The sequence below is a fragment of the Microbacterium marinilacus genome (genome assembly GCF_019753765.1).
Taxonomy (GTDB): domain Bacteria; phylum Actinomycetota; class Actinomycetes; order Actinomycetales; family Microbacteriaceae; genus Microbacterium; species Microbacterium marinilacus.
Genome location: NZ_JAIJZW010000005.1, coordinates 185693 through 207584 on the forward strand (window position 1 = coordinate 185693; position 21892 = coordinate 207584).

Here is a 21892-nt window from a genome sequence, read left to right on the forward strand (position 1 = left end):
GAGCGGGGTGCTCTCTCCGGACGACGGGAACGAGTGTGAAGTTATCGCTTCACACTCGACGCACCCGTGTCGGCCGTGTTACGCCCGCGTAAATCGTTGCGGCGGACGGTTAGCATGACGGCGTGACCGCGACCGAGGGCCCCTCGCCGACCGACACCGACGCACGCGCCCACGTCGGCAGACGGCTGCGCGAGGTGCGCACCCGGGCGGGGGTGTCGGTGTCCGAGCTGGCCCGGCGGCTGCGCATCTCGACGAGCGCGATGTCGCAGATCGAGCGCGGCGTGATGCAGCCCAGCGTCTCGCGCCTGATCGCGATCACGGACGCGCTCGGGGTCCCCCTCGCCACCGTCTTCGGGCCCGGGCACGACGAGGGCGGGCTCGGCGACGAGACGCACGGCTACTCCATCTCACGCGCCCGCGACGCGGAGCCCCTCCCCCTCGGCGGCGGCGTGACGTTCCGCCGCCTCGCCCCCGGCGACAGCCCGGGCATCGACTACTTCGAGTCGACCTACCCTCCCGGCAGCACGGCGACGGGCAAGGACCGCCTGTTCCGGCACGAGGGGTACGAGGTCGGCGAGGTGGTCTCGGGCGAGCTCACGATCGATTTCACCGACGAGATCGTCGTGCTCGGCCCCGGCGACACCATCAGCTATCCGTGCGATCTGCCGCACCGCCTGCACAACACCGGCGCCGAGCCCGCTGTGGCGCGCTGGCTCATCGTCCACCCGGCCCGCTGACACCGCGACTCGGCCGCGAGACCGCACCTCGGCCGCGAGACCGCAGTCTCCGCGCGAGACCGTGGACGACGGCGACGGTCTCGCGCGGACGGCGCGGTCTCACCCGGAGGAAGAGGGAGGAGCGGTCACTCGGGTGCGCGCACGTGCGGGTCGACGGGACGGCCGTCGCCGTCGACGGCGCGCACCTCGCGCCCCTCGGGGTCGAAGATCTGCACGGGGATGAGGCCGGTCCCGTGCGCGTCGGGATGCACGAGAGCCGCGGCCGCCGGCCCTCTCACGGCGTCGTGCGCCGAGATCGCGGCGTCGCCCGAACGTCGCTGGTTCAGCAGCAGGTTCAGCAGGATCGCCGCGATCGCACCGGCGCTGATGCCCGACTCGAAGATCAGGCCGAACCAGTCGGGGAAGCGGTCGTAGATCGCCGGCGTGACGGTCGGCAGCAGCGCAAGGCCCACCGACAGCGCCACGATCAGCACGTTGCGGTTGTCGAAGCGCACCTTCGCGAGCGTGCGGATGCCGCTCGCGGCGACCATCCCGAACAGCGCGATGCCCGCGCCGCCGAGCACGGCCCGCGGCACCCCCTCCACGACCGCCGACACCTTCGGCAGCAGGCCGAGGACGACGAGGATCGCGCCGGCCACCGCGGCGACGTACCGCGAGCGCACGCCCGTGAGCGAGACGAGGCCGACGTTCTGCGCGAACGCCGTGTAGGGGAAGGTGTTGAACACGCCGCCGATGAGGGTGCCCAGGCCGTCGGCACGCAGGCCGTCCGCGAGCCGGCGACGGGTGACGGGACGGTCGACGATCTCGCCGACGGCGATCATGTCGCCGGTCGTCTCGGTCATGATCACCAGCCCGACGATCAGCATCGACACGATCGACGCGAAGTCGAACGCCGGCAGCCCGAAGTGGAACGGCGTCACGATGCCGATCCACGCCGCGTCGGCCACGCCGGACCAGTCGACCATGCCCGGCACGAACAGCGCGGCGACCGTGCCGATCACCAGGCCGAGCAGCACCGACACGCGCTGCAGCGCCGGCGGCGCGAACCTCTCGATCAGCACGATCACGGCGAGCGTGCCGGCCGCGAACGCGACGTTCAGCGGGTCGGCCGCGCCGTCCTCCGCCCCGTTCACGATCCAGCCCGCGGCCACGTCCATCAGCGACAGGCCGATGATCAGGATGACGGTGCCCGTCACGATCGGCGGGAAGAAGCGCAGCAGCTGCGCGAAGAACGGCGCCACGAGCATCATGAACAGCCCGCACGCGATGGTCGCGCCGAAGACGGCCTCAATGCCGTGGCTCTGCCCGATCGCGATCATCGGCCCGACCGCGGCGAAGGTGACGCCCTGCATGAGCGGCAGCCGCACGCCGAACCGCCAGAATCCGATCGACTGCACCAGGGTGGCGATGCCGGCGACGAAGAGGTCCGCGCTGATCAGATAGGCGAGGTCGGCCGACTCGTAGCCGAGCGCGCCGCCGACGATCAGCGGCACCGCGACGGCGCCCGCGTACATCGCGAGCACGTGCTGGAGCCCCAGCGGGAGCAGCCGCGCGAGCGGCGGGATCGTGTCGACGCCGTTCGCGTCGGCGCGGGCGGACCGCGTGGTGGGGGCCGTCTCGGCCATCCTGACCCTCCTTCTCCTGGGGCTCCGCCCTGCGCACGGCCCCGATGTGCCGCGAGCGTAGCCACGGGCCGTTTCGCCCGCGTTTCGGTCCGGCGACGGAACGTGTGAAGTTCCGACTTCACGCCGTAACGGAGGCGAAACAGGCGCCGCGCTAGCCTGATCGCGTGCTGCTGACCGAGTTCGAGTCCCTGCCCGCCGACGAGGCGGCGGACCTCGTGCGGGTGTGGGCCGACGTGCCGGCGTGGGTCGCGACGCTCGTCGCCGAGCGGCCGTACGGGTCGGTGTCGGCGCTCGCGGCGCGGGCCGCCGAGCTGGCCCGCGAGTGGACGGAGGGCGACCTCGACGCGGCGCTCGCGCAGCACCCGCGCATCGGCGACCGCCCGACGGGGCCCGGCGCCGAGGCGGGCCACTCGCGCCGCGAGCAGGCGTCCATGTCCGATGCAGCCGCCGGCATGCGGGAGAGCATCGCCGCCGGCAACGCCGAGTACGAGCGGCGCTTCGGGCGCGTGTTCCTGATCCGCGCCGCCGGCCGTTCCCCCGAGGAGATGCTCGGCGAGCTCGAGCGTCGCCTCGGCAACCCGCCCGAGGCGGAATGGCGCGAGGCCGCCGGGCAGCTCGCCGAGATCGCGCTGCTGCGCCTGCGCGCGGCGCTGCACGACGCCCAGCTCGGCGCCGAGCCCCGGCCCGACGCCGAGCCCACGGAGGAGCCCTGATGCCGCACCTGACCACCCACGTGCTCGATGCCGCGTCCGGCACACCGGCGCGGGGCATCGGGCTGGCGCTCAGCACGGTCGCCGGAGAGCCCGTGGCGACCGGCGCGACGGACGCCGACGGCCGCGCCGGCCTCGGGCCCGAGCTGCTCTCGCCCGGCGACTACACGCTGCGGTTCGACACCGGCGCCCACTTCGCGGCGGCCGGCGTCCCGTCCTTCTACCCGTTCGTCTCCGTGACCTTCACCGTGGCCGACGATCGGCACCTGCACGTGCCGATCCTGCTCAGCCCGTTCGCCTACTCCACCTACCGCGGGAGCTGACCGATGTCCGACGTCACCGTCCACCTGGGACCGAACAAGTACGGCAAGGCCGAGAACCGCCTGGTGCGGATCACGCGCGACAGCGCCCGGCACGAGATCGAGGACCTCAACATCACCTCGCAGCTGCGGGGCGAGGCGCTGGCCGGGTCGTTCCTGACCGGCGACAACTCGAGGATCGTCGCGACCGACACCCAGAAGAACACCATCTTCGCGCTCGCCAAGAAGCACGGCGTCGGGTCGCCGGAACGCTTCCTGACCGTGCTCGCAGAGCACTTCACGTCGAGCTTCGACTGGATCGAGGGCGGGCTGTGGCAGGCCGAGCAGTACGAGTGGGAGCGCATCGTCGTCGACGGCGCCGACCACGACCACTCGTTCGTGCGCAAGGGGCAGGGCACGCGACTCGCGACCGTGCAGGTCGTCGACGGCGCCACCCATGTCACGGGCGGCGTGAAGGATCTGGTCGTGCTGAAGTCGACGGGCTCGGAGTTCCGCGGGTATCCGAAGACCGAGTACACGACGCTCCCCGAGACCGACGACCGCATCATAGCGACGTCCGTGACCGCGCGGTGGCGGTACCTGCCCGACGCGGTGGCGGACGGGGTCGACTACGGCGAGGCGTACGCCGAGGTCACCCGGGTGCTGCTCGAGCAGTTCGCCGTGGTCCACTCGCTCGCCCTGCAGCAGACCCTCTACGAGATGGGGAAGGCGGCCATCACCGCCCGTCCCGAGCTGGCGGAGATCCGGTTCGCGATGCCGAACAAGCACCACTTCGTCTACGACATCGGCCGCTTCGGTCTCGAGAACAACGGCGAGGTGTTCATCGCCGACGACCGCCCCTACGGTCTCATCGAGGGCACGGTGGTGCGCGACGGCGTGGACGACGCCCCCGACGCCTGGCGCGACGTCCCGACGTTCATCTGAAGCCCGCGAGACCGCACCCGCCCCGCGAGACCGCGATTCCCGCGCGACACCGCACCCGCCCGCGAGACCGCGACTCCCGCGCGAGACCATCGGCGGCGGCGCCGGTCTCGGACGGGAGTCGCGGTCTCGCGGACGGGATGCGGTGTCAGCGGTCGGCGCGCAGGGCCGCCATGTCCACCGCGGTCATCCACGGGTTGAGCGCGAGCATCGCGCGGCCGAACTCCGTCCGGGGCGCTCGGAGGGCCTCGTCGACGGCGCCGGCCTGAGCGATCCGGCCGCGCTCGATGACCACGAGCTCGTCGGCCAGCAGCAGGGCGTCGAGCGGGTCGTGCGTGATCATGATCGCGATGCGCCCCTGGGCCGCGCGTCGGAGCGCGGCGCGCAGGTCGGGCACGGCCGTGACGTCGAGGGCCGCGAGCGGCTCGTCGAGCAGCAGGAGGCTCGGCTCGGTGGCCAGGGCCCGGGCGAGGGCCACGCGCTGCGCCTGCCCTCCCGAGAGCCGCGACGGACGGCGATCGGCGAGATGCGCGGCGTCGAGCATGTCGAGGCGACGGTCGGCCTCCTCGGCCGCGGCCCCGCGGCCGACGCCGGCACGGTGGCGCAGGGGGAAGGCGACGTTCTCGCGCACCGACAGATGGGGGAAGAGCAACGGATCCTGCGAGAGCACCGCGATGGGGCGGCGATGAGCGGGCACGTCGACCCGGGCGTCCGTGTCGAGCAGCGTCCGCCCGTCGACCGCGACGCGCCCTCGGTCGGGGTGCAGCAGCCCCGCGAGGGCGTTCAGGATCGTCGACTTGCCGGCGCCGTTCGGTCCCATGACCGCGACGCAGCGGCCGGCGCCGACGGTCAGCTCGACGTCGACGTCCCGCTCCGTCACGGAGAGCCGGAGCTCCAGGCCGGTCATGTCCGCAGCCCCCGTTGGCGGGAGGCGGTGAGCAGCACCCCGACGAGCGCGACGATCACCAGCAGCAGCGAGAGGGCGACGGCGACGTCGGGATCGACCTCGCGCTGCAGGTAGATCTCCAGCGGAAGGGTCCGCGTCGTCCCCTGATAGCTGCCGGCGAAGGTGAGGGTCGCCCCGAACTCGCCGAGCGAGCGCGCGAAGGCCAGCACGGCGCCCGAGATCAGGGCGGGCAGCATGAGCGGCAGACTGATCCGCCGCAGCACCACGGACGGCGAGGCGCCCAGCGTCGCCGCCACCAGCTCGTAGGGGCGGTGCTCGAGCCGCAGGGCCCCCTCGAGGCTCAGCACCAGGAAGGGCAGCGAGACGAAGGCCTGCGCGAGCACCACCGCCGTCGTCGTGAAGCCGATCCGGATCCCGCCGAGCTCGAGCGCCTCGCCGAGCAGGCCGTTGCGCCCGAAGGCGTAGAGCAGAGCGAGCCCTCCGACCACGGGAGGCAGCACGAGGGGCAGCAGCACCACCGCGCGGACGAGGGCGAGGCCGCGGAACGCGCTGCGGGCGAGGACGAAGGCGAGCGGCACGCCGAGGACGACGCAGATCGCCGTGCTGAGCGCCGCGGTGCGGACGCTCAGCCACAGCGCGTCGAGGGACGCCTCGGTCGTCAGCAGCGCCGGCAGCGCCGGCCAGTCGACGCGCGAGAGCAGCCCGGCGAGCGGAAGCAGCACCAGTGCCGCGCCCGCGGCCGCCGGGATGTAGAGCCACCCCGGGATGCGCGTCCCGCCGCCTCGTGCGGTCACGGGGCGAGGAAGCCGTACTCGGCGAGCACCGCCTGCCCCTCGTCGCCGGTCACGAACGAGACGAAGTCGGCCGCCAGCTCCGCGTCCTCCGCGGCGCCGAGCGCGGCGATCGGATAGTCGTTCACGACGTCCGCCGCCTCGTCGAACGCCACGCGGTGAACGGCGTCGCCCGCGGCCTCGGCGTCGGTGACATAGACGAGGCCGGCGTCGGCCTCGCCGCTGGTCACCCGACCGAGCACGTCCGTCACGCTCTGCTCCTCGCTCACCGGGTTCAACGTCAGCCCGGCGTCCTCGGCGACGGTGGCGGTCGCCGCCCCGCACGGGACCTGGGCGGCGCAGACGACGAGGTCGACGTCCTCGCCGGCGATGTCGGCGAGCGTCTCGATTCTGGCGGGGTTGTCCGGCGGGGTCACGATCTCGAGGGTGTTGCGCGCGAACACCGCGGCGTCTCCCTCCACCAGGCCGGCCTCGACGGCCTTGTCCATGTTGGCCTCGTCGGCGCTCGCGAACACGTCGCCGGGGGCTCCCTCGGACAGCTGCGTCACCAGGCTCGAGCTGCCCGCGAACGTGAACTCGACCGTGACGCCGTCGTGCTCGGCCTCGAACAGCCCGCCGATCTCGGTGAACGCGTTCTGCAGCGACGCGGCCGCGGCGACCGTCAACGTGCGCGGCTCGGAGGGAGCCTCCGACGCGGGCGTCTCGGACGCGGCCGTCCCGCCGTCTCCCGCGGCGCACCCCGACAGGGCGATGGCCGCCAGCGCGGCGACGATGACGGATCCATGGACTCGCTTCATGCGGACTCTCCTCTGGGGCGGGCTGTCTGGGGTGGGAAGGGCGGGCATCCGGTCGCCGCGACTCGTCAGTCGCGCGCGACCTCGACGGTGACCTGGGTGGCCTTGACGCTGGCGACGGCGACGGATCCCGGCTGGATCCCGAGCTCGTGCACGGCCTCGGTGCTCATGAGCGACACCACGCGATGGGGCCCGCACTGCAGCTCGACCTGGCTCATCACGGTGTCGGAGAGCACGCGGGTGACGAGGCCGACGAAGCGGTTGCGGGCCGAGCTCGCCACGTCGCCGAGCGGATCTGCGGGCGCGGAGGCCCGATCGCGCGCGAACTCGGCGAGCGCGAGGCCGTCGACGACCTTCCGCCCACGGTCGTCCGTCTCCGCGGCGAGCGCGCCCTGATCCATCCAGCGGCGCACCGTGTCATCGCTCACACCGAGGAACGCCGCCGCGTCGGCAATCCGTATCTGCGTCATAGATCAATGAATCTATACGCAGATGCGGTTTCACCGGAAGCGCAGCGCGGATGAGACGCCGCTCACCCGCCCAGATCCCAAGGGTTCAGAATGGCGATCCCGGTGCGCTCGACGTCCTTGACGTTCCGTGTCACGAGCGTGACTCCATGGACCAGCGCGGTCGCCGCGATCAGTGCATCCATCTGAGGCATCGGATCGGGGGCCTGAAATCCCGCGGCCGCGAGGGCGACTCTTTCGTCGACAGGAAGGATCCGGCCGGCGAAGAGAGGTCGCACCGCATCGTCGAGCCAGACTCGTAGCCGTGCGCCCGACGCCGGGTCGCGCCGCTCGGCCCGGCGGACGCCGACGTCCAACTCGAGCACAGTGATCACGCTGATCGCGATCTCATCCTCGGCACGTGCAGACATCCATGCGTCCAGCGACGCAGACGTGCCCTCGTAGTGGTCACTCAGGATGTTCGTGTCGAGCAGGTATCTCACAGCTCCGGCACCCGCCTGTCGTCGACGCCCCGCTCCGGCAGGTCGAATTCGACGGTCGCACCACGAGGCTTGAGTCGGTCGCCGACAAGTCGCCCGCGTCCGACGAGATCGTCGTATGCGACCGCGGCCAGCAGGACATGGGATTCGCGCCCACGATCGGTGATCACCACGGGTTCATGATCGGCCGCTCGCTTGGCGGCGCTGACATCGCGGTTGAACTCACGACTGCTGATCGTGCGCATCGCTCACCCCCAAGGTAGGTACCGTACCTACATCTTATCTCGCAAGGGCTCGGCTAGACAGGCACTCCGACCCTTCCCGCGTCTCACACCCCATCGTGTTGCACGCGAGGACATGGCCGAGTCGGCACCTGCCGAAGAGGCTGTGGACGAGGAGCCGGCGCCCACCGAACCCGAGTATGCCGTCGCTCAGGCCAACGACGGGCCTGTGATCGGCCGCGGCGATCAGTCCGTCCCTCAGAAGCCGCCGCGGTGACGGCGTCGCGGTGCCGGCTACCGGGTTCGAACCGATGACCCCCTGTTTACAAGACAGGTGCTCTACCAACTGAGCTAAGCCGGCGTGTCCGTCAGGACCAGTCGAGCATACCGAGCCGCGGGCCCGGGCCCGGCCTCACTCGCCCTCGGGCTCCGCGGTCTTGAGGTACGCCTCGCTGTCGACCGTCAGGAGGAACGCGGCGAACTCCTCGGGCTTGTCGAGCGACCCGACGTAGGGCTGACCGTTGACGAGGATCATCGGGGCGCCGGTGAGGGTGACGTCGTCGGTGCCGGGCAGGGGCTCGTTGAGGGCCCGCTCGGTCGCCTCGCGCGCCCACGCGAAGAAGTCCTCGTCCTCGATGCAGGAGCGCACGGCCTTCGTGTCCTCGGCGCCGGTCGCGATCGCGCGGTCGGCGAGCTCGGCGTCGGTGTAGCCGTCGCCGTCGGGCTGCGGCTGGTTCGTGAGCAGCTCGTGGTTGTACGCGCGGAAGGCCTCGGGCGCGTACTCCCACACGCACATCGCCGCACCCGCGGCGCGCTGGGAGTACTTGGTGCCGTTCGACTTCGACGTCAGGAGCGCCACGGGGTGGTAGACGAGCTCGACGGCCCCCTGGTCGACCCAGTCGGTCAGCTGTTCCGCGTTGACGCGCTGGAACTGACCCGCCGCCTCGGACAGGTAGTCGACGTAGACGTGGATCTGGATCGGCTCGGCCCTGGCGGTCTCGTCCGGCGCCGGCTCCTCCTCGGCGACCGCGTCGCCGGTCATGTCGTCGTCGACCACGACGCCGTCGGCGGCCAGCCCCTCGGGGTTCATCACCGGCTTCGTCATCGCCGGCACCACCACGCTCGTCACTCCGTACGCGGCGGCGCCGAGGGCCGCCAGCACGACGAACACCACGGCAGAGCTGCGCAGCACGCGGTTGCGCGTCTGGCGCGCCTTGACCTGCTGGGCCTTCTCGCGCACCGCCTCACGACGGCCGCGCGCGGCGTCCTCCCGCGGGCTCCGCCCGGGGCCAGACGTGGGCGTCTCGCCCGTCTCGTCGCTCGACATGCAACCTCTGGAAACTCGGATCGTCTCGCCGTCCTGCAACGGCACAACGTCTTCGATGGTATTCCGGACGGCTGGGAAATCCCCCGCCGTGCAATACTGATTCCGGCTCGATGACGAGCCTGCGGCGGCTCACCCCCTCGCATCCATCACGACGGATCGTCCGGCACGTACCTGCCGGTGAAGGAGAAATCATGGCTTCGGTCACGTTCGACAGCGCCACCCGCGTCTACCCGGGCGGCACGCGCCCCGCGGTCGACAACCTGGACCTCGAGGTCGGCGACGGGGAGTTCCTCGTCCTGGTCGGCCCCTCGGGCTGCGGAAAGTCCACCTCGCTGCGCATGCTCGCGGGCCTCGAAGAGGTCAACGACGGCCGCATCCTCATCGGGGACCGCGACGTCACCGACGTGCCGCCGAAGGACCGCGACATCGCGATGGTGTTCCAGAACTACGCGCTCTACCCGCACATGACGGTCGCCGAGAACATGGGCTTCGCGCTCAAGATCGCCGGCGTCAGCAAGGACGAGCGCGCGAAGCGCGTGCTGGAGGCTGCCAAGCTGCTCGACCTCGAGGACTACCTGGGCCGCAAGCCGAAGGCCCTCTCGGGCGGTCAGCGTCAGCGCGTCGCGATGGGCCGCGCGATCGTGCGCGAGCCGCAGGTGTTCCTCATGGACGAGCCGCTGTCGAACCTCGACGCGAAGCTCCGCGTCCAGACCCGCACGCAGATCGCCTCGCTGCAGCGCCGCCTCGGCGTCACCACCGTCTACGTCACGCACGACCAGACCGAGGCGCTCACCATGGGCGACCGGATCGCCGTGCTGAAGGACGGCCTGCTGCAGCAGGTCGGCACGCCGCGCGACCTGTACGAGAAGCCGAACAACGTGTTCGTGGCCGGCTTCATCGGCTCGCCGGCCATGAACCTGTTCCCGGCGGACGTCGCCGAGGGCGGCATCCGCTTCGGCTCCAAGATCGTGCCGGTCGAGGCGGGCGCGCTCGCCAAGGCGAAGGGCCCCCAGGTCACGGTCGGCGTCCGTCCCGAGGACATCGTCGTCGCGCCCGCCGACGGCCAGGGCCTCGAGGTCACGGTCGACCTGGTCGAGGAGCTCGGCGCCGACGGCTACCTGTACGGCCACTCGGAGGTCGAGGGCAAGCGCACCGACATCGTCGCGCGCGTGGACGGCCGCATCCACCCGAACGCCGGCGAGACCATCACCCTCGCCGCGGTGCCCGACCACGTGCACGTGTTCGACCTGGAGAGCGGTGAGCGCCTGACGGGCGCCGTCGCCTCCTGACGACAGTCCACGACGGCGCGGGCGGATCCTCGGATCCTCCCGCGCCGTCGCGTTTCCCCACCCGTTCCCGCCCGAGGAGGCCGCCCGTGACCGATTCCCTGCGCATCACCGCGGCCGAGTTCGACCCGCAGCTGCTGACGCTGCCGTGGAGCACCCGTCTCGAGGACTGGCCCAGCCGCGCCATCGTCAAGCTGCCCAAGGGCATCTCGCGGCACATCGTGCGGTTCAGCGAGCTGTCGGGACACGTCGTCGCGGTCAAGGAGACGACGGCCGCGATGGCGCAGCGCGAGTACGAGATGCTCGGCGCGCTCGCCCGGCTCGACGTTCCGTGCGTGCGCCGCGTCGCCGTGGTGGCCGGGCGCGCCGCGGACGACGGCGCGCCCCTCCCCGCCGCGCTGGTCACCGCTCACCTGAGCTTCTCGATGCCCTACCGGGCGCTGTTCACGCACGCGCTGCGGCCGGACACCGCCACCCGTCTCGTCGACGCGCTGGCGCTGCTGCTCGTCCGGCTGCACAACGTCGGCTTCTACTGGGGCGACGTGTCGCTGTCGAACACGCTGTTCCGCCGGGACGCGGGGGCGTTCGCCGCGTATCTCGTCGACGCCGAGACCGGCGAGCTGCACGAGGCGGGGCTGACGGACGGCCAGCGCGCCCACGACCTCGACCTGGCCCGCACGAACATCGCCGGCGAGATCCTCGACCTCGCCGCCAGCGGCCGGGTGGAGGGCGTGGATCCCGTCGCCGTCGCCGACGGGATCGTGTCGGCCTACCACGCGCTCTGGAGCGCGCTGCACGATCAGCAGACGGTGTCGGCGTCCGAGGCCTGGCGGATCACCGAGCGGGTCCGCGATCTGAACGCGCTGGGGTTCGACATCGACGAGATGGCGATCGAGACCGTCGAGGGCGGGACGCGCGTCTCGATCCAGCCGAAGGTGGTGGACGCCGGCCATCACCAGCGACGGCTGATCCGGCTCACCGGTCTCGACGTCGAGGAGAACCAGGCCCGGCGCCTGCTGAACGACCTCGACGAGTTCCGCGTCCGCGCGCGACGCTCGGAGGAAGAGGAGGAGCTGGCTGCGCACGAGTGGCTCACGCAGGCGTTCGAGCCGGTCGTGCGGGCGATCCCCTTCGAGCTGCGGTCGAAGCTCGAGCCCGCGGAGGTGTACCACCAGGTGCTCGAGCACCGCTGGTTCCTGCAGGAGGCGCGCGGGGCGTCCGTGCCGGTCGCGGAGGTGCTGACCAGCTACATCCGCGACGTCCTTCGCCACCGGCGCGACGAGGCGACCATCATGGGCCCCCTCACCGAGACCCTCACGGCGCCCCTCGAGACGCTCTCCCCCGAGCCGGACTGGCGCGACCTCGTCTGAGCCCGCCCGCGCACCTGCCGCGGTCCGATGATCGGGTGCCGACGTCGCCGGCCGGCCTCGAGCTGTGCCGCGTCAGTAGCCGACGGTGAAGCGCGCGCGGCGGTGGCGCGGCGACTCGATCTCGTCCACCACCGCGACCGCGAGGTCCTCGCCCGAGATGTAGGAGCCGCCGTCCGCATCCGTCACCAGGACGTCGCCGCCGGTGCGGTACGAGCCCGTGCGCTCGCCCGGCGCGAAGCCGCCGAAGCCGGCGGCGGGGTGCACGAAGAACCAGTCGACGTCGCCGTCGCTCGCCTCGAGGTCCTCGAGCACGCCGATCAGCTCGCGGGCCTCGGGCTTGAAGTCGTCGGGGAACTCGCCCGCGTCGATCAGGCGCGGCCCGCCCTCGGCGACGAGGCTGCCGCCGGCGCCACCGATCACCCCGATCCGGGTGTCGGCGGGCAGAGCCGCAACGAGCTGGCCGATCGCAGGGCGCGTCTGCCCGGCCATGTCGCCGCGCGGCGCCACCGCGATGACGATCGTCTCGACTCCCTGCAGCTCGGCGAGGAGGCCGGTGGGGTCGAGCAGGGAGCCCTCGAGGTAGGTGACGCCCTCGACCCGCTCGGACGGCACCTTGCGGGCGACCGACACGACGGTGTGGCCGCGCCCGGCGGCTTCCTTCACGATGTGGCCGCCGGCGTAGCCGGTGCCTCCGATGACGGCGATGCGAGCCATGGTGTTCCCTTCGTCGAGCGGGTGCTCCCCTCAACATGCCATGCCCGGCCCCGATCGCGCATGCGCGTTTCCGGATGCGTCGGCGCGACGATCACTCGCCGGGCGCGCCCCCGGCCGTCTCCGACGAGCGCATCGTCGCGATCTGGTACAGAGCGACGGACGCCGCGATGCCCGCGTTCAGCGACTCGGTCGCCGATGAGATCGGGATCGAGACGATCTGGTCGCAGTTCTCGGTCACGAGACGCGACAGGCCCTTGCCCTCGCTGCCGACGACGACCACCACGGGTCGGTCGGCGAGGCCGAGAGCGGGCAGCGACACGTCGCCGCCGCCGTCCAGGCCGAGCACGAACACGCCCTGCTTCTTGAAGTCCTTCAGCATGGCCGTCAGGTTCGTCGCCATCGCGACGGGGATGCGGGCGGCCGCCCCGGCGCTGGTCTTCCAGGCGCCGGAGTTCATGCCCGCCGAGCGACGCTGCGGGATGATGACGCCCTGACCGCCGAACGCCGCGGTCGAGCGGATGATCGCGCCGAGGTTGCGGGTGTCGGTGACGCCGTCGAGCGCGACGAGCAGCGGCATCCCGCCGTCGGCGAGGATCTCCTCGAGGAGGTCCTGGGGGTGCGCGTACTCGTACGGCGGCACCTTGAGCGCGACGCCCTGGTGAACGCCGTCGAAGCCGGCCATGCGGTCGAGCTCGGGACGCGTGACCTCGAGCATCGGGATCTCGCGCTTCTTCGCGATCGACAGCATCTCCTTGACGCGGTCGTCCATCTCGACGCGCTGGGCGATGTAGAACGCCGTCGCGGGGATCTTCGCCCTGAGCGCCTCCAGCACCGAGTTGCGTCCGGTGACGAACTCGATGTCGGCGTCGCGCTTGCCGGCGGTGCCCCGCCCGCGCGCGGCTCCGCCGGAAGACTGCCCCTGGCCGCGCTTGGCCGTCAGGCGCTCCGCGGCCTGCTTGCGCTTGTGCGCCGCGTGATAGACGCGGTCCTCGGCCTTGGGCGTGGGCCCCTTGCCCTCCAGCGCCTTGCGGCTGTGTCCCCCGGTGCCCTTGACCGGGCCCTTCTTCTTGCCCCTGCTCGCGCCGGGACGGCTTGGCTTAGCCATCGATGCTCCAAACGGTTCCGTCTGCGGTGTCTTCCAAGACGACCCCGGCACCCGCGAACACGTCGCGGATGCGGTCGGCCGTCGTCCAGTCCTTGTCGGCGCGGGCCTGCGCCCGCTGCGCGATGAGCCGCTCGACCAGCGTCGACAGCGCGCTCTCGGCGCCGGTCGCGGTGTGCGTCTCGGCGACCGCGTCGAGCCCGAGCACTCGGACCATCGCGGTCACGGCGCCGTACGCGCCCCGTTGCGCGTCCTGGTCGCCCGCATCGAGCGCGGTGTTGCCGGCGCGGACGGTGTCGTGCAGCACGGCCAGCGCCTGAGGCACGCCGAGGTCGTCGTCCATCGCGGCGCCGAACGCCTCGGGCACGTCGGCGGCGTCGTCGGGAGCCCCCAGTGCGCGCTCCGCGCGGGCGAGGAAGCCGGTCACGCGATCGAGCGCCGCGGCCGCCTCGTCGAGCCCGCGCTCGGACACGTCGAGGTTCGAGCGGTAGTGCGCCGCGGCGAGCGCGTAGCGGATCACCGGCGCGGGGCGGAGACGGAGCAGATCGGCCGCCAGCGTGAAGTTGCCGAGCGACTTCGACATCTTCTGCCCGCCGACGGTGACGAGGCCGTTGTGCAGCCAGAAGCGGGCGAACGCGTCGCCGGACGCCGACGACTGCGCCAGCTCGTTCTCGTGGTGGGGGAAGCGCAGGTCGAGGCCGCCGCCGTGGATGTCGAACTCGGCGCCGAGGTACCGACGCGACATCGCGGAGCACTCGATGTGCCAGCCGGGACGGCCGGGGCCCCACGGCGAGTCCCATCGGGCGTCGGCCGGCTCGTCGGCCTTGGCGGCCTTCCACAGTGCGAAGTCGCGCGGGTCCCGCTTGCCGCGGGGGTCGGCGTCCGCCGCCGGCTCCATCGCATCCAGCGACTGGCGGGTGAGCGAGCCGTACTCGGGCCACGACCGCACGTCGAAGTAGACGTCTCCGTCCGCGGCGTACGCGTGGCCGCGCTCGATCAGCCGCGAGATCATGTCCTGCATCTGCGGGATCGACGCCGTCGCGCGCGGCTCGTAGGTGGGCGGAAGGATGCCGATCGAGGCATACGCCGCCGTGAACTCCCGCTCGATGCGGTACGCGAGCGCCCACCACGGCTCGTCGGCGGTGGCGCCCGCGAGCACCTTGTCGTCGATGTCGGTGACGTTGCGGACGAACGTCACGCGGCCGAAACGGTGGGCCAGCCAGCGGCGCAGCAGATCGAACGCGAGCGCGCCGCGGAGGTGCCCGATGTGCGGTCCGGACTGCACGGTGGGCCCACAGACGTACATCGTGACGTTTCCCGGCGTGAGCGGCACGAAGTCGCGCAGGGCTTGCGCGCGGGAGTCGTAGATGCGGACGGTCACGGCTCAAGACTACGGGGCGGAGGCCGCGCGGTTGCTGATGCCGGCGCCTGGGCCGGGATGCGATAGGAATGGCGGGTGCGCTTCGTCCTCGCCGTCCTCGCCGCCGCGGTGCTGTTCGGCACCACGGGCACGTCGCAGGCGCTCGGCCCCGACGGGACGACGCCGTTCGCGGTGGGCGTGGTGAGGCTGCTGGTCGGCGGCACGGTGCTGGCGATCGCGACGACGATCGCGGCGCGACTGCGGCGACGGCGCTCGCCCGAGGCGCCACGGCAGGCGCTCACCGCTCGCCCGCTCGTCCTGATGGGCCTCACCGCCGTCTGCCTGTTCGTGTACCAGCCGCTGTTCTTCCTCGGCACCTCGGCCAACGGGGTCGCCGTGAGCACGGTCATCGCCCTCGGATCGGCGCCGGTGCTGGCGGGACTGCTGGAGTGGGCGCTGACCCGTCGCGGTCCGGGCGCCCTGTGGCTGGCGGCGACGGCGCTGTCGACGCTCGGCGTCGCCCTGCTGGGCCTCGGCGGGGCCGCCGGCGGATCGGCCGATCCGGTGGGGCTCGTGGCGTCGGTGGGCGCCGGCGCCTCGTTCGCCGTGATCGCCGTCGCGCAGCGTCGCCTGCTGGAGGCGGGCTGGCATCCCCTCACCGTGGTCGGCGCGATGGGCGGCGGATCCGCCGCGATCGCCCTGGGCGCGCTGCCGTTCGCGGACGTGCGGTGGGTGGTCGAGCCGCGGGGCGCGCTCATGGCGCTCTGGCTCGGGCTGGCGACCATCACCGCGGCGTACGCGCTGTTCACGTGGGGGCTCGGCGGCCTGAAGGCGGCGACCGCCGCGACCCTGACGCTCGGCGAGCCGCTGACGGCGAGCCTGCTCGGCATCGCGGTGCTGGGAGAGCGCCTCGCCCCGCTGTCGACGGTGGGTCTCGTGGTGCTCGGCGCCGGCCTGCTGCTGTTGGCCTGGGGGTCGCGCTCGGCGCGCGACGCCCCCGCGGAACCAGGGTCGCGCTCGGCGCGCGACGACCCCGCGGAACCAGGGTCGCGCTCGGCGCGCGAGGCGGACGACCCCAAGCCGTTCGCCGTGGAGGGATGACGTGACGGACATCGACATCCGGGTCGACGACCTGTCGGGCGAGGCCACTCGTGCGCTGGTCGCGCACCATCACGCGGGCATGCACGCGCAGACCCCCGCGGAGAGCGTGCACGCCCTCGACCTCGACGCCCTGCGCTCCCCCGACATCACCGTGTGGAGCGCGTGGATCGACGGTGAGATCGCCGGGGTCGCCGCGCTGAAGCGGATCGATGCCGAGCGAGGCGAGCTGAAGTCGTTCCGCACGGCGGACGCGCACCTCGGCCGCGGCGTCGCGCGGGCGCTGCTGCGGCACATCGTGTCGGCGGCGACCGGGCTCGGGCTGACGTCGCTGTGGCTGGAGACGGGCAGCGGCGACGACTTCGTCGCCGCCCGGGGCCTGTACGCGAGCGAGGGATTCTCGCCGTGCGGTCCCTTCGCCGGATACACCGACGACCCGCTGTCGGCTTTCATGACCCGTACGCTCTGACGGGCGCCGCCCCGCCCGCGGGACGGCCTCAGCGAAGCGCGCGCAGGATCTCCGTCTCCTCGGCGGCGGTGAGCCCCGCTCGCCGCTGCCTGTCGACGCCGCGCCGCAGCTCGTCCTCGAGCGATCGCGCGATCGTCTCGACGACCGGCCTCGGCCGGCCACCCGTGCGGAGGAAGGCCGACCCGTCCCGCCGCGCGAAACCGGCGTCGGAGATCGGCAGCCAGAGCGGCAGGGAGCGCGGGCCCGCCCAGTACCGGACGTCGTTCGCGCGGAGCGTCCGATCGTCGGCGGTGACGACGTCGCCGGCGAACCCGGTCGTGGCGCGGACCGCAGCGAAGATGTCCTCCATCGGGTGGGCCGCGCCGACGGCGTCCACGACCCCGACGAGCCGCTCGCGCCCGGCGCGCTCGAGCCACTCGGCCAGGTCGGCGACATCGACAACCTGCACGTGACGACCGGCCGTCTCCGGCGCGAGCAGCCGGCCACCGCGGCGGAACCGCGCGGGCCAGTACCCGAATCGGTCGCTCGGATCGCCGGGGCCGACGATGAGGCCGGGCCGGGCGATGAGCAGGCGGCCGTCGAGCCGCTCCGAGCTGACGAGCTCGGCGGCGACCTTCGCGTCCGCGTACTCGGCGAGGTCCCGCGGCGTGACGAGCTCGGCCGTCTCGTCCGCGCCGGGCCGATCGGTGCGTGCGTAGACGGAGATCGAGGACACCAGCGTCCAGTGCGAGGCGTGCTCTCCGAGCGCCGTCAGCGCCGAGGTCACCAGTTCGGGCTGATACGCCAGCTCGATCACCTCGTCCCAGCGCCGGCCGTCGGCGACCTCCGCGTAGGCGCCCGGGCGCGTGCGGTCCGCCCTCACGAGCCGAGCGCCGGGGGCGACGGCGCCCGAGTCGCCGCGGGCCAGGCAGACCACCTCCGACCCGCCGGAGACGGCGGCGCGGGCGACCTCGCGCCCCAGCCATCCCGTTCCGCCCAAGACGAGCACTCGCCGCATGGGACGAGTCAAGCGGATCCGTCCGGCGTCGGCCGGCGGTTCTGCTCAGAGCAGCGCGCCCTCGCCGGCGACGCCCGGCCCGCCGCGAACGGCCGGTTGAACGGATGGCGAACAACGGCGCCGCCTGCTGGATCACGCCTCCGCGCGCGCCCTAGCGTTGGGGCGATGGACGAGTTCCACCCGCCTCCGCGGCGCTGCCGAGCGATGGTCAGCTTGTTCAGCGCCGTCCTCTCCGAGGTCCGCGTCGTCGACGGGGAGGAGGTCGAGGACACTCCCTGCGCGTGGTCGATCGGCGGCGGCCGCGGCCGCCATGACCTGATGCGAAAGGGCTCGACCGTCGGACAGGCGCCGCTGGCGACCGTGCACTTCGCGCGGAACGCCCGCAGGATCACCGACGCCGCGGACGGGACGGTGATCGCCACGGCTCGGCGCGACAGGCTCGTGATCTCCGGCCCCGTCCTGCCTCCGGGGGACTTCGCCGTCCGTCCGCAGCGCGTGCTGCGGGGGCTCCTCGAGTCCTCGAGGAGCTTCGTCGCCCGACAGGACGAGACCGATGTCCTCGTCGTCCGCGAGACCACGCACACGCGTCGCACGGTGCGGAGCTTCGACGTGCGGATGCACGACGGGCTCGATCCGAACGTGGGCCTCTCGCTGCTGCTCCTGTTCGGCGCCGTGGACCGCCAACGCGTCCTCGGCGAGCTCTTCGAGCACGTCTAGAAGCGCGCCGCTCGGAGCGCTAGCGGGCGGCCTGGATCAGAGCGACGGCGAAGGCCTGCACCCCGACGCCCTCGCCGGCGAAGCCCAGCCCGTCGGTGGTGGTGGCGGCCACCGAGACGGGCGCTCCGCCGAGGGCTGCCGACAGCACGGCCTCGGCCTCCGCGCGCCGCGGGGCGAGCTTCGGCGCGTTCGACTGGACCTGCACGGCGACGTTGGCGACGACCCACCCCGCCTCGCCGAGCAGCTGCCGGGTGCGCGCGAGGAACGCGTCGGCGTGCGCGCCGGCGAACTCGGGGCGCGACGTTCCGAAGTGCGTGCCGATGTCGCCGAGCCCCGCGGCCGAGAGCAGCGCGTCGACGATCGCATGCGCGACGGCGTCGCCGTCGGAATGCCCCGACAGTCCTCGCTCGCCGGGCCACTCGAGACCGGCCAGCCACAGCGCTCCGTCGCCGCCGTAGGCGTGCACGTCCGTGCCGACGCCCACGCGCTGGCCGTTCGCCTGCCCCGCGCCCGGGTGCGAGACGGGCGGCACGGGCACGGCGAGGTGACGGGCGCGGTCGAGGTCGGCGGGCGTCGTGATCTTGAACGCGAGCGCGTCTCCCTGCACAACCGCGACGCGGTGCCCGGCCGCCGCGACCAGGGCGGCGTCGTCGGTGAACTCCTCGGACGCCACGGCGTACGCCGTCTCGAGCACGTCGCGCCGGAACCCCTGCGGGGTCTGCGCGGCCGTCAGCTCCGAGCGGTCGACCGCCTCCACGACCTGTTGCCCGTCGACGCGCTTGATCGTGTCGACGACGGGCAGGCCGGGCACGACGCCCCAGCCGGTGCGGTCCACGGCGTCGATCACACGCGCGAACACGTCGGGCGGGGTCAGCGCCCGCGCGGCGTCATGCACGAGGACGACCTCGACCGACGGCCACAGCTCGCGCAGGCCCGCCGCCACCGACTGCTGCCTCGTCGCTCCCCCGGTCACGACGGAGACCTGCCCGGCACGGTCGCCGGCGGCCTCCCGGGCCTCCGTCAGAGCCTCTCCCTCGCGCCCGGACGGCGCGACGACGACGATCTGCGCCTCGGGCGCCTCGAACACCCCTCGGAGGGCGTGGCGAAGGATCGTGTGGCCGTCGATGCCGACGAACGCCTTCGGCGCCTCCTGCCCGAGACGGGTGCCGGAGCCTGCGGCGACGACGATCACGGCGATGCGCGGTGCGGGGGCGATGGTCACGCTCCCACCGTATCCGCGCGAAAGGAAAGGCGCCGCCCCTTGCGGGACGGCGCCTTCCGCGTCTGAGAGACGTGGTTACGAGGCGAGGACCTCGTCGAGCACCGAGGCGGCCTTCTCCTCGTCGGTCTTCTCTGCGAGCGCGAGCTCGGAGATGAGGATCTGGCGGGCCTTCGCGAGCATGCGCTTCTCGCCCGCAGAGAGCCCGCGGTCCTGGTCACGGCGCCAGAGGTCGCGGACGACCTCGCTGACCTTGATCACGTCGCCGGAAGCGAGCTTCTCGAGGTTCGCCTTGTAGCGACGCGACCAGTTGGTCGGCTCCTCCGTGAACGGCGCGCGGAGCACCTCGAAGACCTTGTCCAGTCCGTCCTGGCCGATGACGTCACGCACGCCGACGAGGTCGACGTTCTCGGCGGGGACCTCGATCACGAGGTCGCCCTGGGTGACGTTCAGCTTGAGGTAGACCTTCTCCTCGCCCTTGATGACGCGGGTCTTCACTTCGGTGATGGTGGCCGCACCGTGGTGGGGATAGACGACCGTCTCGCCAACCTCAAAAAGCATAGAATAGTGTCCTTTCGGCGACTTCCAGGATACCACAGCCCCGGATGCACTAAGGTTCGCCGCCCCCGTTCTCCGGGAGCGACACGCCGATCGGAGCAACTCCGGCTCGCGGCTCGCGGGCCCACTCCGGAGCGGACCCGCGACGCCGGGATCAGACGGTCGTGTACCCGCCGTCGATCAGGTAGTAGGCGCCTGTGACGAACGACGCGTCGTCGGAGAGCAGGAACCGCACGACCTTCGCGATCTCCTCCGGGCGCCCGAGACGGCCGAGCGGGTGCTTCGCGACGAGCCCCTCCTTGATCTCTGCGGGCGCTCCGGCCAGCAGCGGGGTGTCGATGTAGCCGGGGCCGACGGCGTTGATGCGCAGGCCCGCGGGGCCGTACTCGGCGGCGGCGTTCTTGGTCACGCCGACGACGGCGTGCTTGGTCGCGGTGTACGCGGCGTTGCCGAGGGCTGCGACGGCGCCGTGGATGGACGCCATGTTGACGATGGCCCCCTCCTCCGCACCCGCCTCGAGGATGGCGGGGATCTGATAGCGCAGGCCGTACGCGACGCCGTTGAGGTTGATGCCCACCACGGTGTCCCAGGCGTCGAGGGCCATCTCGCCGACCGGCGCGCTCGCGCCGCCGATGCCCGCGTTGTTGAACGCGTAGTTCAGCTTGCCGTAGGTCGCGACGGCGAACTCGACGGCCTTGCGGCTGTCCTCAGCGACCGCCGTGTCGGCCTGGAAGGCCGCCGCGACGCCTCCCGCGGACTCGATCTCGCCGACCACACGCTGCGCGGCCTCGAGCTTGATGTCCGCCACGACGACCTTCACGCCGAGCCCGGCGAGCTCCTTGGAGGTCGCCTCCCCGATGCCCGATCCGCCGCCCGTGACGATCGCGACCTTGCCTTCGAATGCCATTGGATGCTCCTCTGCGCCGCCCCGTGGGCCGTCGGCGCATCGGATCGCGCTGCTGTATTCACCCGCATGGATCGGCGGTCCCCAGCCTACGCCTCCGGCACCGGCGACGGGTCGGCGGCGCCGAGGCGACCCCCTAGAATGGCAGGCAGGGCCCGCAGCTCGGCGAGGCCGCACGACCTGGAGGTTCCGTGAACTCCCGCATTCTCGCGTCGCTCGCCCTCGGCGCCGTCATCGCGCTGGGCGCCACCGGCTGCGCCTCGATCACCCATCAGGCCACCACGATCGCGTACTCGCCCTCCGACGGCGTGAACGTCCCGAACACCGACGGCGCCGCCATCGAGGTGCGAAACGCCGTGGTCGTCGCCGACGACGAGGGAACCGACGGCAACCTCGTCGCCGCTCTCGTCAACACGACGGACGCCCCGGCCACGCTGAACCTCGAGTGGGGCAGCGAGACGGCCACGGTGCGCGTGCCCGCAGGCGAGGTCGTGAGCCTCGGCGCCGGCACCGAGGACCCGCTTATGCTCGAAGGCATCGACACCCCCGCGGGCGCCACGCTGCCCGTGTACTTCCAGTCCGGCGACGGCGAGGGCGTCCTGACCGAGGTGCCCGTCCTCGACGGCTGCATGGAGCACTTCGCCTCGCTCGTGCCCGGCGGCGAGTCCTCCGACTGCTCGCACCTCGAGAAGGCCGAGGAGGAGGAAGCGGGTCACTGACCCCTCCCCGAACCAACACGCGGAAGGGGGGGGGGGGGGCGGGGGGGGGCGGCCGGGGGGCGGGGGGGGGGGGGGGGGGG

Annotated in this window: 25 protein-coding genes and 1 tRNA gene; 10 read left to right on the forward strand and 16 right to left on the reverse strand. The window is 72.5% G+C overall.

Going from position 1 to position 21892, the window contains the following annotated elements; genetic code table 11:
- The first annotated feature begins 122 nt into the window (after positions 1-122).
- Complete coding sequence (locus K5S26_RS10475) at positions 123-737, forward strand: helix-turn-helix domain-containing protein (RefSeq protein ID WP_221857922.1); 615 nt, start codon at positions 123-125, stop codon at positions 735-737.
- A 125-nt stretch (positions 738-862) separates the two neighbouring features.
- Here K5S26_RS10475 and K5S26_RS10480 read toward each other — a convergent pair whose 3' ends face one another.
- Positions 863-2362, reverse strand: coding sequence for a nucleobase:cation symporter-2 family protein (locus K5S26_RS10480; protein WP_221857923.1), 1500 nt, complete (start codon positions 2360-2362; stop codon positions 863-865).
- A gap of 164 nt (positions 2363-2526) precedes the next feature.
- Here K5S26_RS10480 and uraD point away from each other — a divergent pair, with 164 nt between their 5' ends.
- From uraD to pucL, 3 genes are read left to right on the forward strand one after another with little or no spacing between them, the layout of a single operon-like run.
- Positions 2527-3075, forward strand: a complete 549-nt coding sequence (gene uraD, locus K5S26_RS10485) for a 2-oxo-4-hydroxy-4-carboxy-5-ureidoimidazoline decarboxylase (RefSeq protein ID WP_221857924.1) — start codon at positions 2527-2529, stop codon at positions 3073-3075.
- Positions 3075-3395 carry a hydroxyisourate hydrolase gene (gene uraH / locus K5S26_RS10490; protein WP_221857925.1) on the forward strand — a complete coding sequence of 107 codons (321 nt, stop codon included), beginning with the start codon at positions 3075-3077 and terminating at the stop codon, positions 3393-3395. The genes uraD and uraH overlap by 1 nt, the downstream gene beginning before the upstream one ends.
- A gap of 3 nt (positions 3396-3398) precedes the next feature.
- Complete coding sequence (gene pucL / locus K5S26_RS10495) at positions 3399-4316, forward strand: factor-independent urate hydroxylase (protein WP_221857926.1); 918 nt, start codon at positions 3399-3401, stop codon at positions 4314-4316.
- A 145-nt stretch (positions 4317-4461) separates the two neighbouring features.
- Here the strand turns inward: pucL and K5S26_RS10500 are convergent, their stop codons facing one another.
- From K5S26_RS10500 to K5S26_RS10535, 8 genes are all read right to left on the reverse strand, one after another.
- On the reverse strand, positions 4462-5220 hold the full coding sequence (locus tag K5S26_RS10500) for a sulfate/molybdate ABC transporter ATP-binding protein (RefSeq protein WP_221857927.1): 759 nt from the start codon (positions 5218-5220) through the stop codon (positions 4462-4464).
- A complete protein-coding gene (locus tag K5S26_RS10505) occupies positions 5217-6014 on the reverse strand; it encodes an ABC transporter permease (RefSeq protein WP_221857928.1) in 798 nt (265 codons plus the stop codon). The genes K5S26_RS10500 and K5S26_RS10505 overlap by 4 nt, the downstream gene beginning before the upstream one ends.
- Positions 6011-6808 (reverse strand): molybdate ABC transporter substrate-binding protein, encoded by a 798-nt coding sequence (gene modA / locus K5S26_RS10510; protein WP_221857929.1) that lies wholly within the window; start codon positions 6806-6808, stop codon positions 6011-6013. Before modA ends, K5S26_RS10505 begins: the two co-directional genes overlap by 4 nt.
- Positions 6809-6873: 65 nt before the next feature.
- Positions 6874-7275 (reverse strand): TOBE domain-containing protein, encoded by a 402-nt coding sequence (locus K5S26_RS10515; protein ID WP_221857930.1) that lies wholly within the window; start codon positions 7273-7275, stop codon positions 6874-6876.
- A gap of 62 nt (positions 7276-7337) precedes the next feature.
- Positions 7338-7754, reverse strand: coding sequence for a type II toxin-antitoxin system VapC family toxin (locus K5S26_RS10520; protein WP_221857931.1), 417 nt, complete (start codon positions 7752-7754; stop codon positions 7338-7340).
- Positions 7751-7996, reverse strand: coding sequence for a type II toxin-antitoxin system Phd/YefM family antitoxin (locus tag K5S26_RS10525; RefSeq protein WP_221857932.1), 246 nt, complete (start codon positions 7994-7996; stop codon positions 7751-7753). Before K5S26_RS10525 ends, K5S26_RS10520 begins: the two co-directional genes overlap by 4 nt.
- A 264-nt stretch (positions 7997-8260) precedes the next feature.
- Positions 8261-8333: transfer RNA gene (locus K5S26_RS10530), tRNA-Thr, on the reverse strand.
- 51 nt (positions 8334-8384) lie between these two features.
- A complete protein-coding gene (locus tag K5S26_RS10535) occupies positions 8385-9299 on the reverse strand; it encodes a DsbA family protein (protein ID WP_221857933.1) in 915 nt (304 codons plus the stop codon).
- Between the two features lie 191 nt (positions 9300-9490).
- Here K5S26_RS10535 and K5S26_RS10540 point away from each other — a divergent pair, with 191 nt between their 5' ends.
- Positions 9491-10588, forward strand: coding sequence for an ABC transporter ATP-binding protein (locus K5S26_RS10540; RefSeq protein ID WP_221857934.1), 1098 nt, complete (start codon positions 9491-9493; stop codon positions 10586-10588).
- A gap of 86 nt (positions 10589-10674) precedes the next feature.
- On the forward strand, positions 10675-11955 hold the full coding sequence (locus K5S26_RS10545) for a DUF4032 domain-containing protein (RefSeq protein ID WP_221857935.1): 1281 nt from the start codon (positions 10675-10677) through the stop codon (positions 11953-11955).
- Between the two features lie 72 nt (positions 11956-12027).
- Here the strand turns inward: K5S26_RS10545 and K5S26_RS10550 are convergent, their stop codons facing one another.
- From K5S26_RS10550 to cysS, 3 genes are all read right to left on the reverse strand, one after another.
- The gene (locus K5S26_RS10550) at positions 12028-12669 is read right to left on the reverse strand and encodes an NAD(P)-dependent oxidoreductase (RefSeq protein WP_221857936.1); all 642 of its coding nucleotides are present in this window, start codon (positions 12667-12669) and stop codon (positions 12028-12030) included.
- A 91-nt stretch (positions 12670-12760) separates the two neighbouring features.
- The gene (rlmB, locus tag K5S26_RS10555) at positions 12761-13774 is read right to left on the reverse strand and encodes a 23S rRNA (guanosine(2251)-2'-O)-methyltransferase RlmB (protein ID WP_221857937.1); all 1014 of its coding nucleotides are present in this window, start codon (positions 13772-13774) and stop codon (positions 12761-12763) included.
- Positions 13767-15152, reverse strand: coding sequence for a cysteine--tRNA ligase (gene cysS, locus K5S26_RS10560; protein WP_221857938.1), 1386 nt, complete (start codon positions 15150-15152; stop codon positions 13767-13769). Before cysS ends, rlmB begins: the two co-directional genes overlap by 8 nt.
- A gap of 75 nt (positions 15153-15227) precedes the next feature.
- Between cysS and K5S26_RS19170 the strand changes: the two genes are divergently transcribed.
- On the forward strand, positions 15228-16232 hold the full coding sequence (locus K5S26_RS19170) for a DMT family transporter (protein WP_221857939.1): 1005 nt from the start codon (positions 15228-15230) through the stop codon (positions 16230-16232).
- A 1-nt stretch (position 16233) separates the two neighbouring features.
- A complete protein-coding gene (locus K5S26_RS10570) occupies positions 16234-16698 on the forward strand; it encodes a GNAT family N-acetyltransferase (protein WP_308122899.1) in 465 nt (154 codons plus the stop codon).
- Between the two features lie 28 nt (positions 16699-16726).
- Here the strand turns inward: K5S26_RS10570 and K5S26_RS10575 are convergent, their stop codons facing one another.
- Entirely contained in the window at positions 16727-17695 is a 969-nt protein-coding gene (locus tag K5S26_RS10575; RefSeq protein ID WP_221857940.1) for an NAD-dependent epimerase/dehydratase family protein, read from the reverse strand.
- A 165-nt stretch (positions 17696-17860) separates the two neighbouring features.
- Between K5S26_RS10575 and K5S26_RS10580 the strand changes: the two genes are divergently transcribed.
- Positions 17861-18412 (forward strand): hypothetical protein, encoded by a 552-nt coding sequence (locus K5S26_RS10580; RefSeq protein ID WP_221857941.1) that lies wholly within the window; start codon positions 17861-17863, stop codon positions 18410-18412.
- A gap of 19 nt (positions 18413-18431) precedes the next feature.
- Here K5S26_RS10580 and ispD read toward each other — a convergent pair whose 3' ends face one another.
- The 3 genes from ispD to K5S26_RS10595 form a co-directional block, all read right to left on the reverse strand.
- A complete protein-coding gene (gene ispD / locus K5S26_RS10585) occupies positions 18432-19634 on the reverse strand; it encodes a 2-C-methyl-D-erythritol 4-phosphate cytidylyltransferase (RefSeq protein ID WP_221857942.1) in 1203 nt (400 codons plus the stop codon).
- A gap of 75 nt (positions 19635-19709) precedes the next feature.
- A complete protein-coding gene (locus K5S26_RS10590; protein WP_055993827.1) occupies positions 19710-20192 on the reverse strand; it encodes a CarD family transcriptional regulator in 483 nt (160 codons plus the stop codon).
- Positions 20193-20343: 151 nt separating this feature from the next.
- Positions 20344-21096, reverse strand: coding sequence for an SDR family NAD(P)-dependent oxidoreductase (locus K5S26_RS10595; protein ID WP_221857943.1), 753 nt, complete (start codon positions 21094-21096; stop codon positions 20344-20346).
- A gap of 188 nt (positions 21097-21284) precedes the next feature.
- On the opposite strand from K5S26_RS10595, the gene K5S26_RS10600 reads away from it, so the two are divergent.
- Positions 21285-21812 (forward strand): DNA modification methylase, encoded by a 528-nt coding sequence (locus K5S26_RS10600; RefSeq protein ID WP_221857944.1) that lies wholly within the window; start codon positions 21285-21287, stop codon positions 21810-21812.
- Positions 21813-21892 lie beyond the last annotated feature (80 nt).

What these genes read in the sequence shown, in the direction of transcription:
- K5S26_RS10480 (WP_221857923.1), bottom strand. Translation starts at nt 2,362, where the DNA reads ATGGCCGAGACGGCCCCCACCACGCGGTCCGCCCGCGCCGACGCGAAC.
- uraH (WP_221857925.1), top strand. Translation starts at nt 3,075, where the DNA reads ATGCCGCACCTGACCACCCACGTGCTCGATGCCGCGTCCGGCACACCG.
- pucL (WP_221857926.1), top strand. Translation starts at nt 3,399, where the DNA reads ATGTCCGACGTCACCGTCCACCTGGGACCGAACAAGTACGGCAAGGCC.
- K5S26_RS10500 (WP_221857927.1), bottom strand. Translation starts at nt 5,220, where the DNA reads ATGACCGGCCTGGAGCTCCGGCTCTCCGTGACGGAGCGGGACGTCGAC.
- modA (WP_221857929.1), bottom strand. Translation starts at nt 6,808, where the DNA reads ATGAAGCGAGTCCATGGATCCGTCATCGTCGCCGCGCTGGCGGCCATC.
- K5S26_RS10515 (WP_221857930.1), bottom strand. Translation starts at nt 7,275, where the DNA reads ATGACGCAGATACGGATTGCCGACGCGGCGGCGTTCCTCGGTGTGAGC.
- K5S26_RS10525 (WP_221857932.1), bottom strand. Translation starts at nt 7,996, where the DNA reads ATGCGCACGATCAGCAGTCGTGAGTTCAACCGCGATGTCAGCGCCGCC.
- K5S26_RS10535 (WP_221857933.1), bottom strand. Translation starts at nt 9,299, where the DNA reads ATGTCGAGCGACGAGACGGGCGAGACGCCCACGTCTGGCCCCGGGCGG.
- K5S26_RS10540 (WP_221857934.1), top strand. Translation starts at nt 9,491, where the DNA reads ATGGCTTCGGTCACGTTCGACAGCGCCACCCGCGTCTACCCGGGCGGC.
- K5S26_RS10550 (WP_221857936.1), bottom strand. Translation starts at nt 12,669, where the DNA reads ATGGCTCGCATCGCCGTCATCGGAGGCACCGGCTACGCCGGCGGCCAC.
- rlmB (WP_221857937.1), bottom strand. Translation starts at nt 13,774, where the DNA reads ATGGCTAAGCCAAGCCGTCCCGGCGCGAGCAGGGGCAAGAAGAAGGGC.
- K5S26_RS10575 (WP_221857940.1), bottom strand. Translation starts at nt 17,695, where the DNA reads ATGCGGCGAGTGCTCGTCTTGGGCGGAACGGGATGGCTGGGGCGCGAG.
- K5S26_RS10580 (WP_221857941.1), top strand. Translation starts at nt 17,861, where the DNA reads ATGGACGAGTTCCACCCGCCTCCGCGGCGCTGCCGAGCGATGGTCAGC.
- K5S26_RS10590 (WP_055993827.1), bottom strand. Translation starts at nt 20,192, where the DNA reads ATGCTTTTTGAGGTTGGCGAGACGGTCGTCTATCCCCACCACGGTGCG.
- K5S26_RS10595 (WP_221857943.1), bottom strand. Translation starts at nt 21,096, where the DNA reads ATGGCATTCGAAGGCAAGGTCGCGATCGTCACGGGCGGCGGATCGGGC.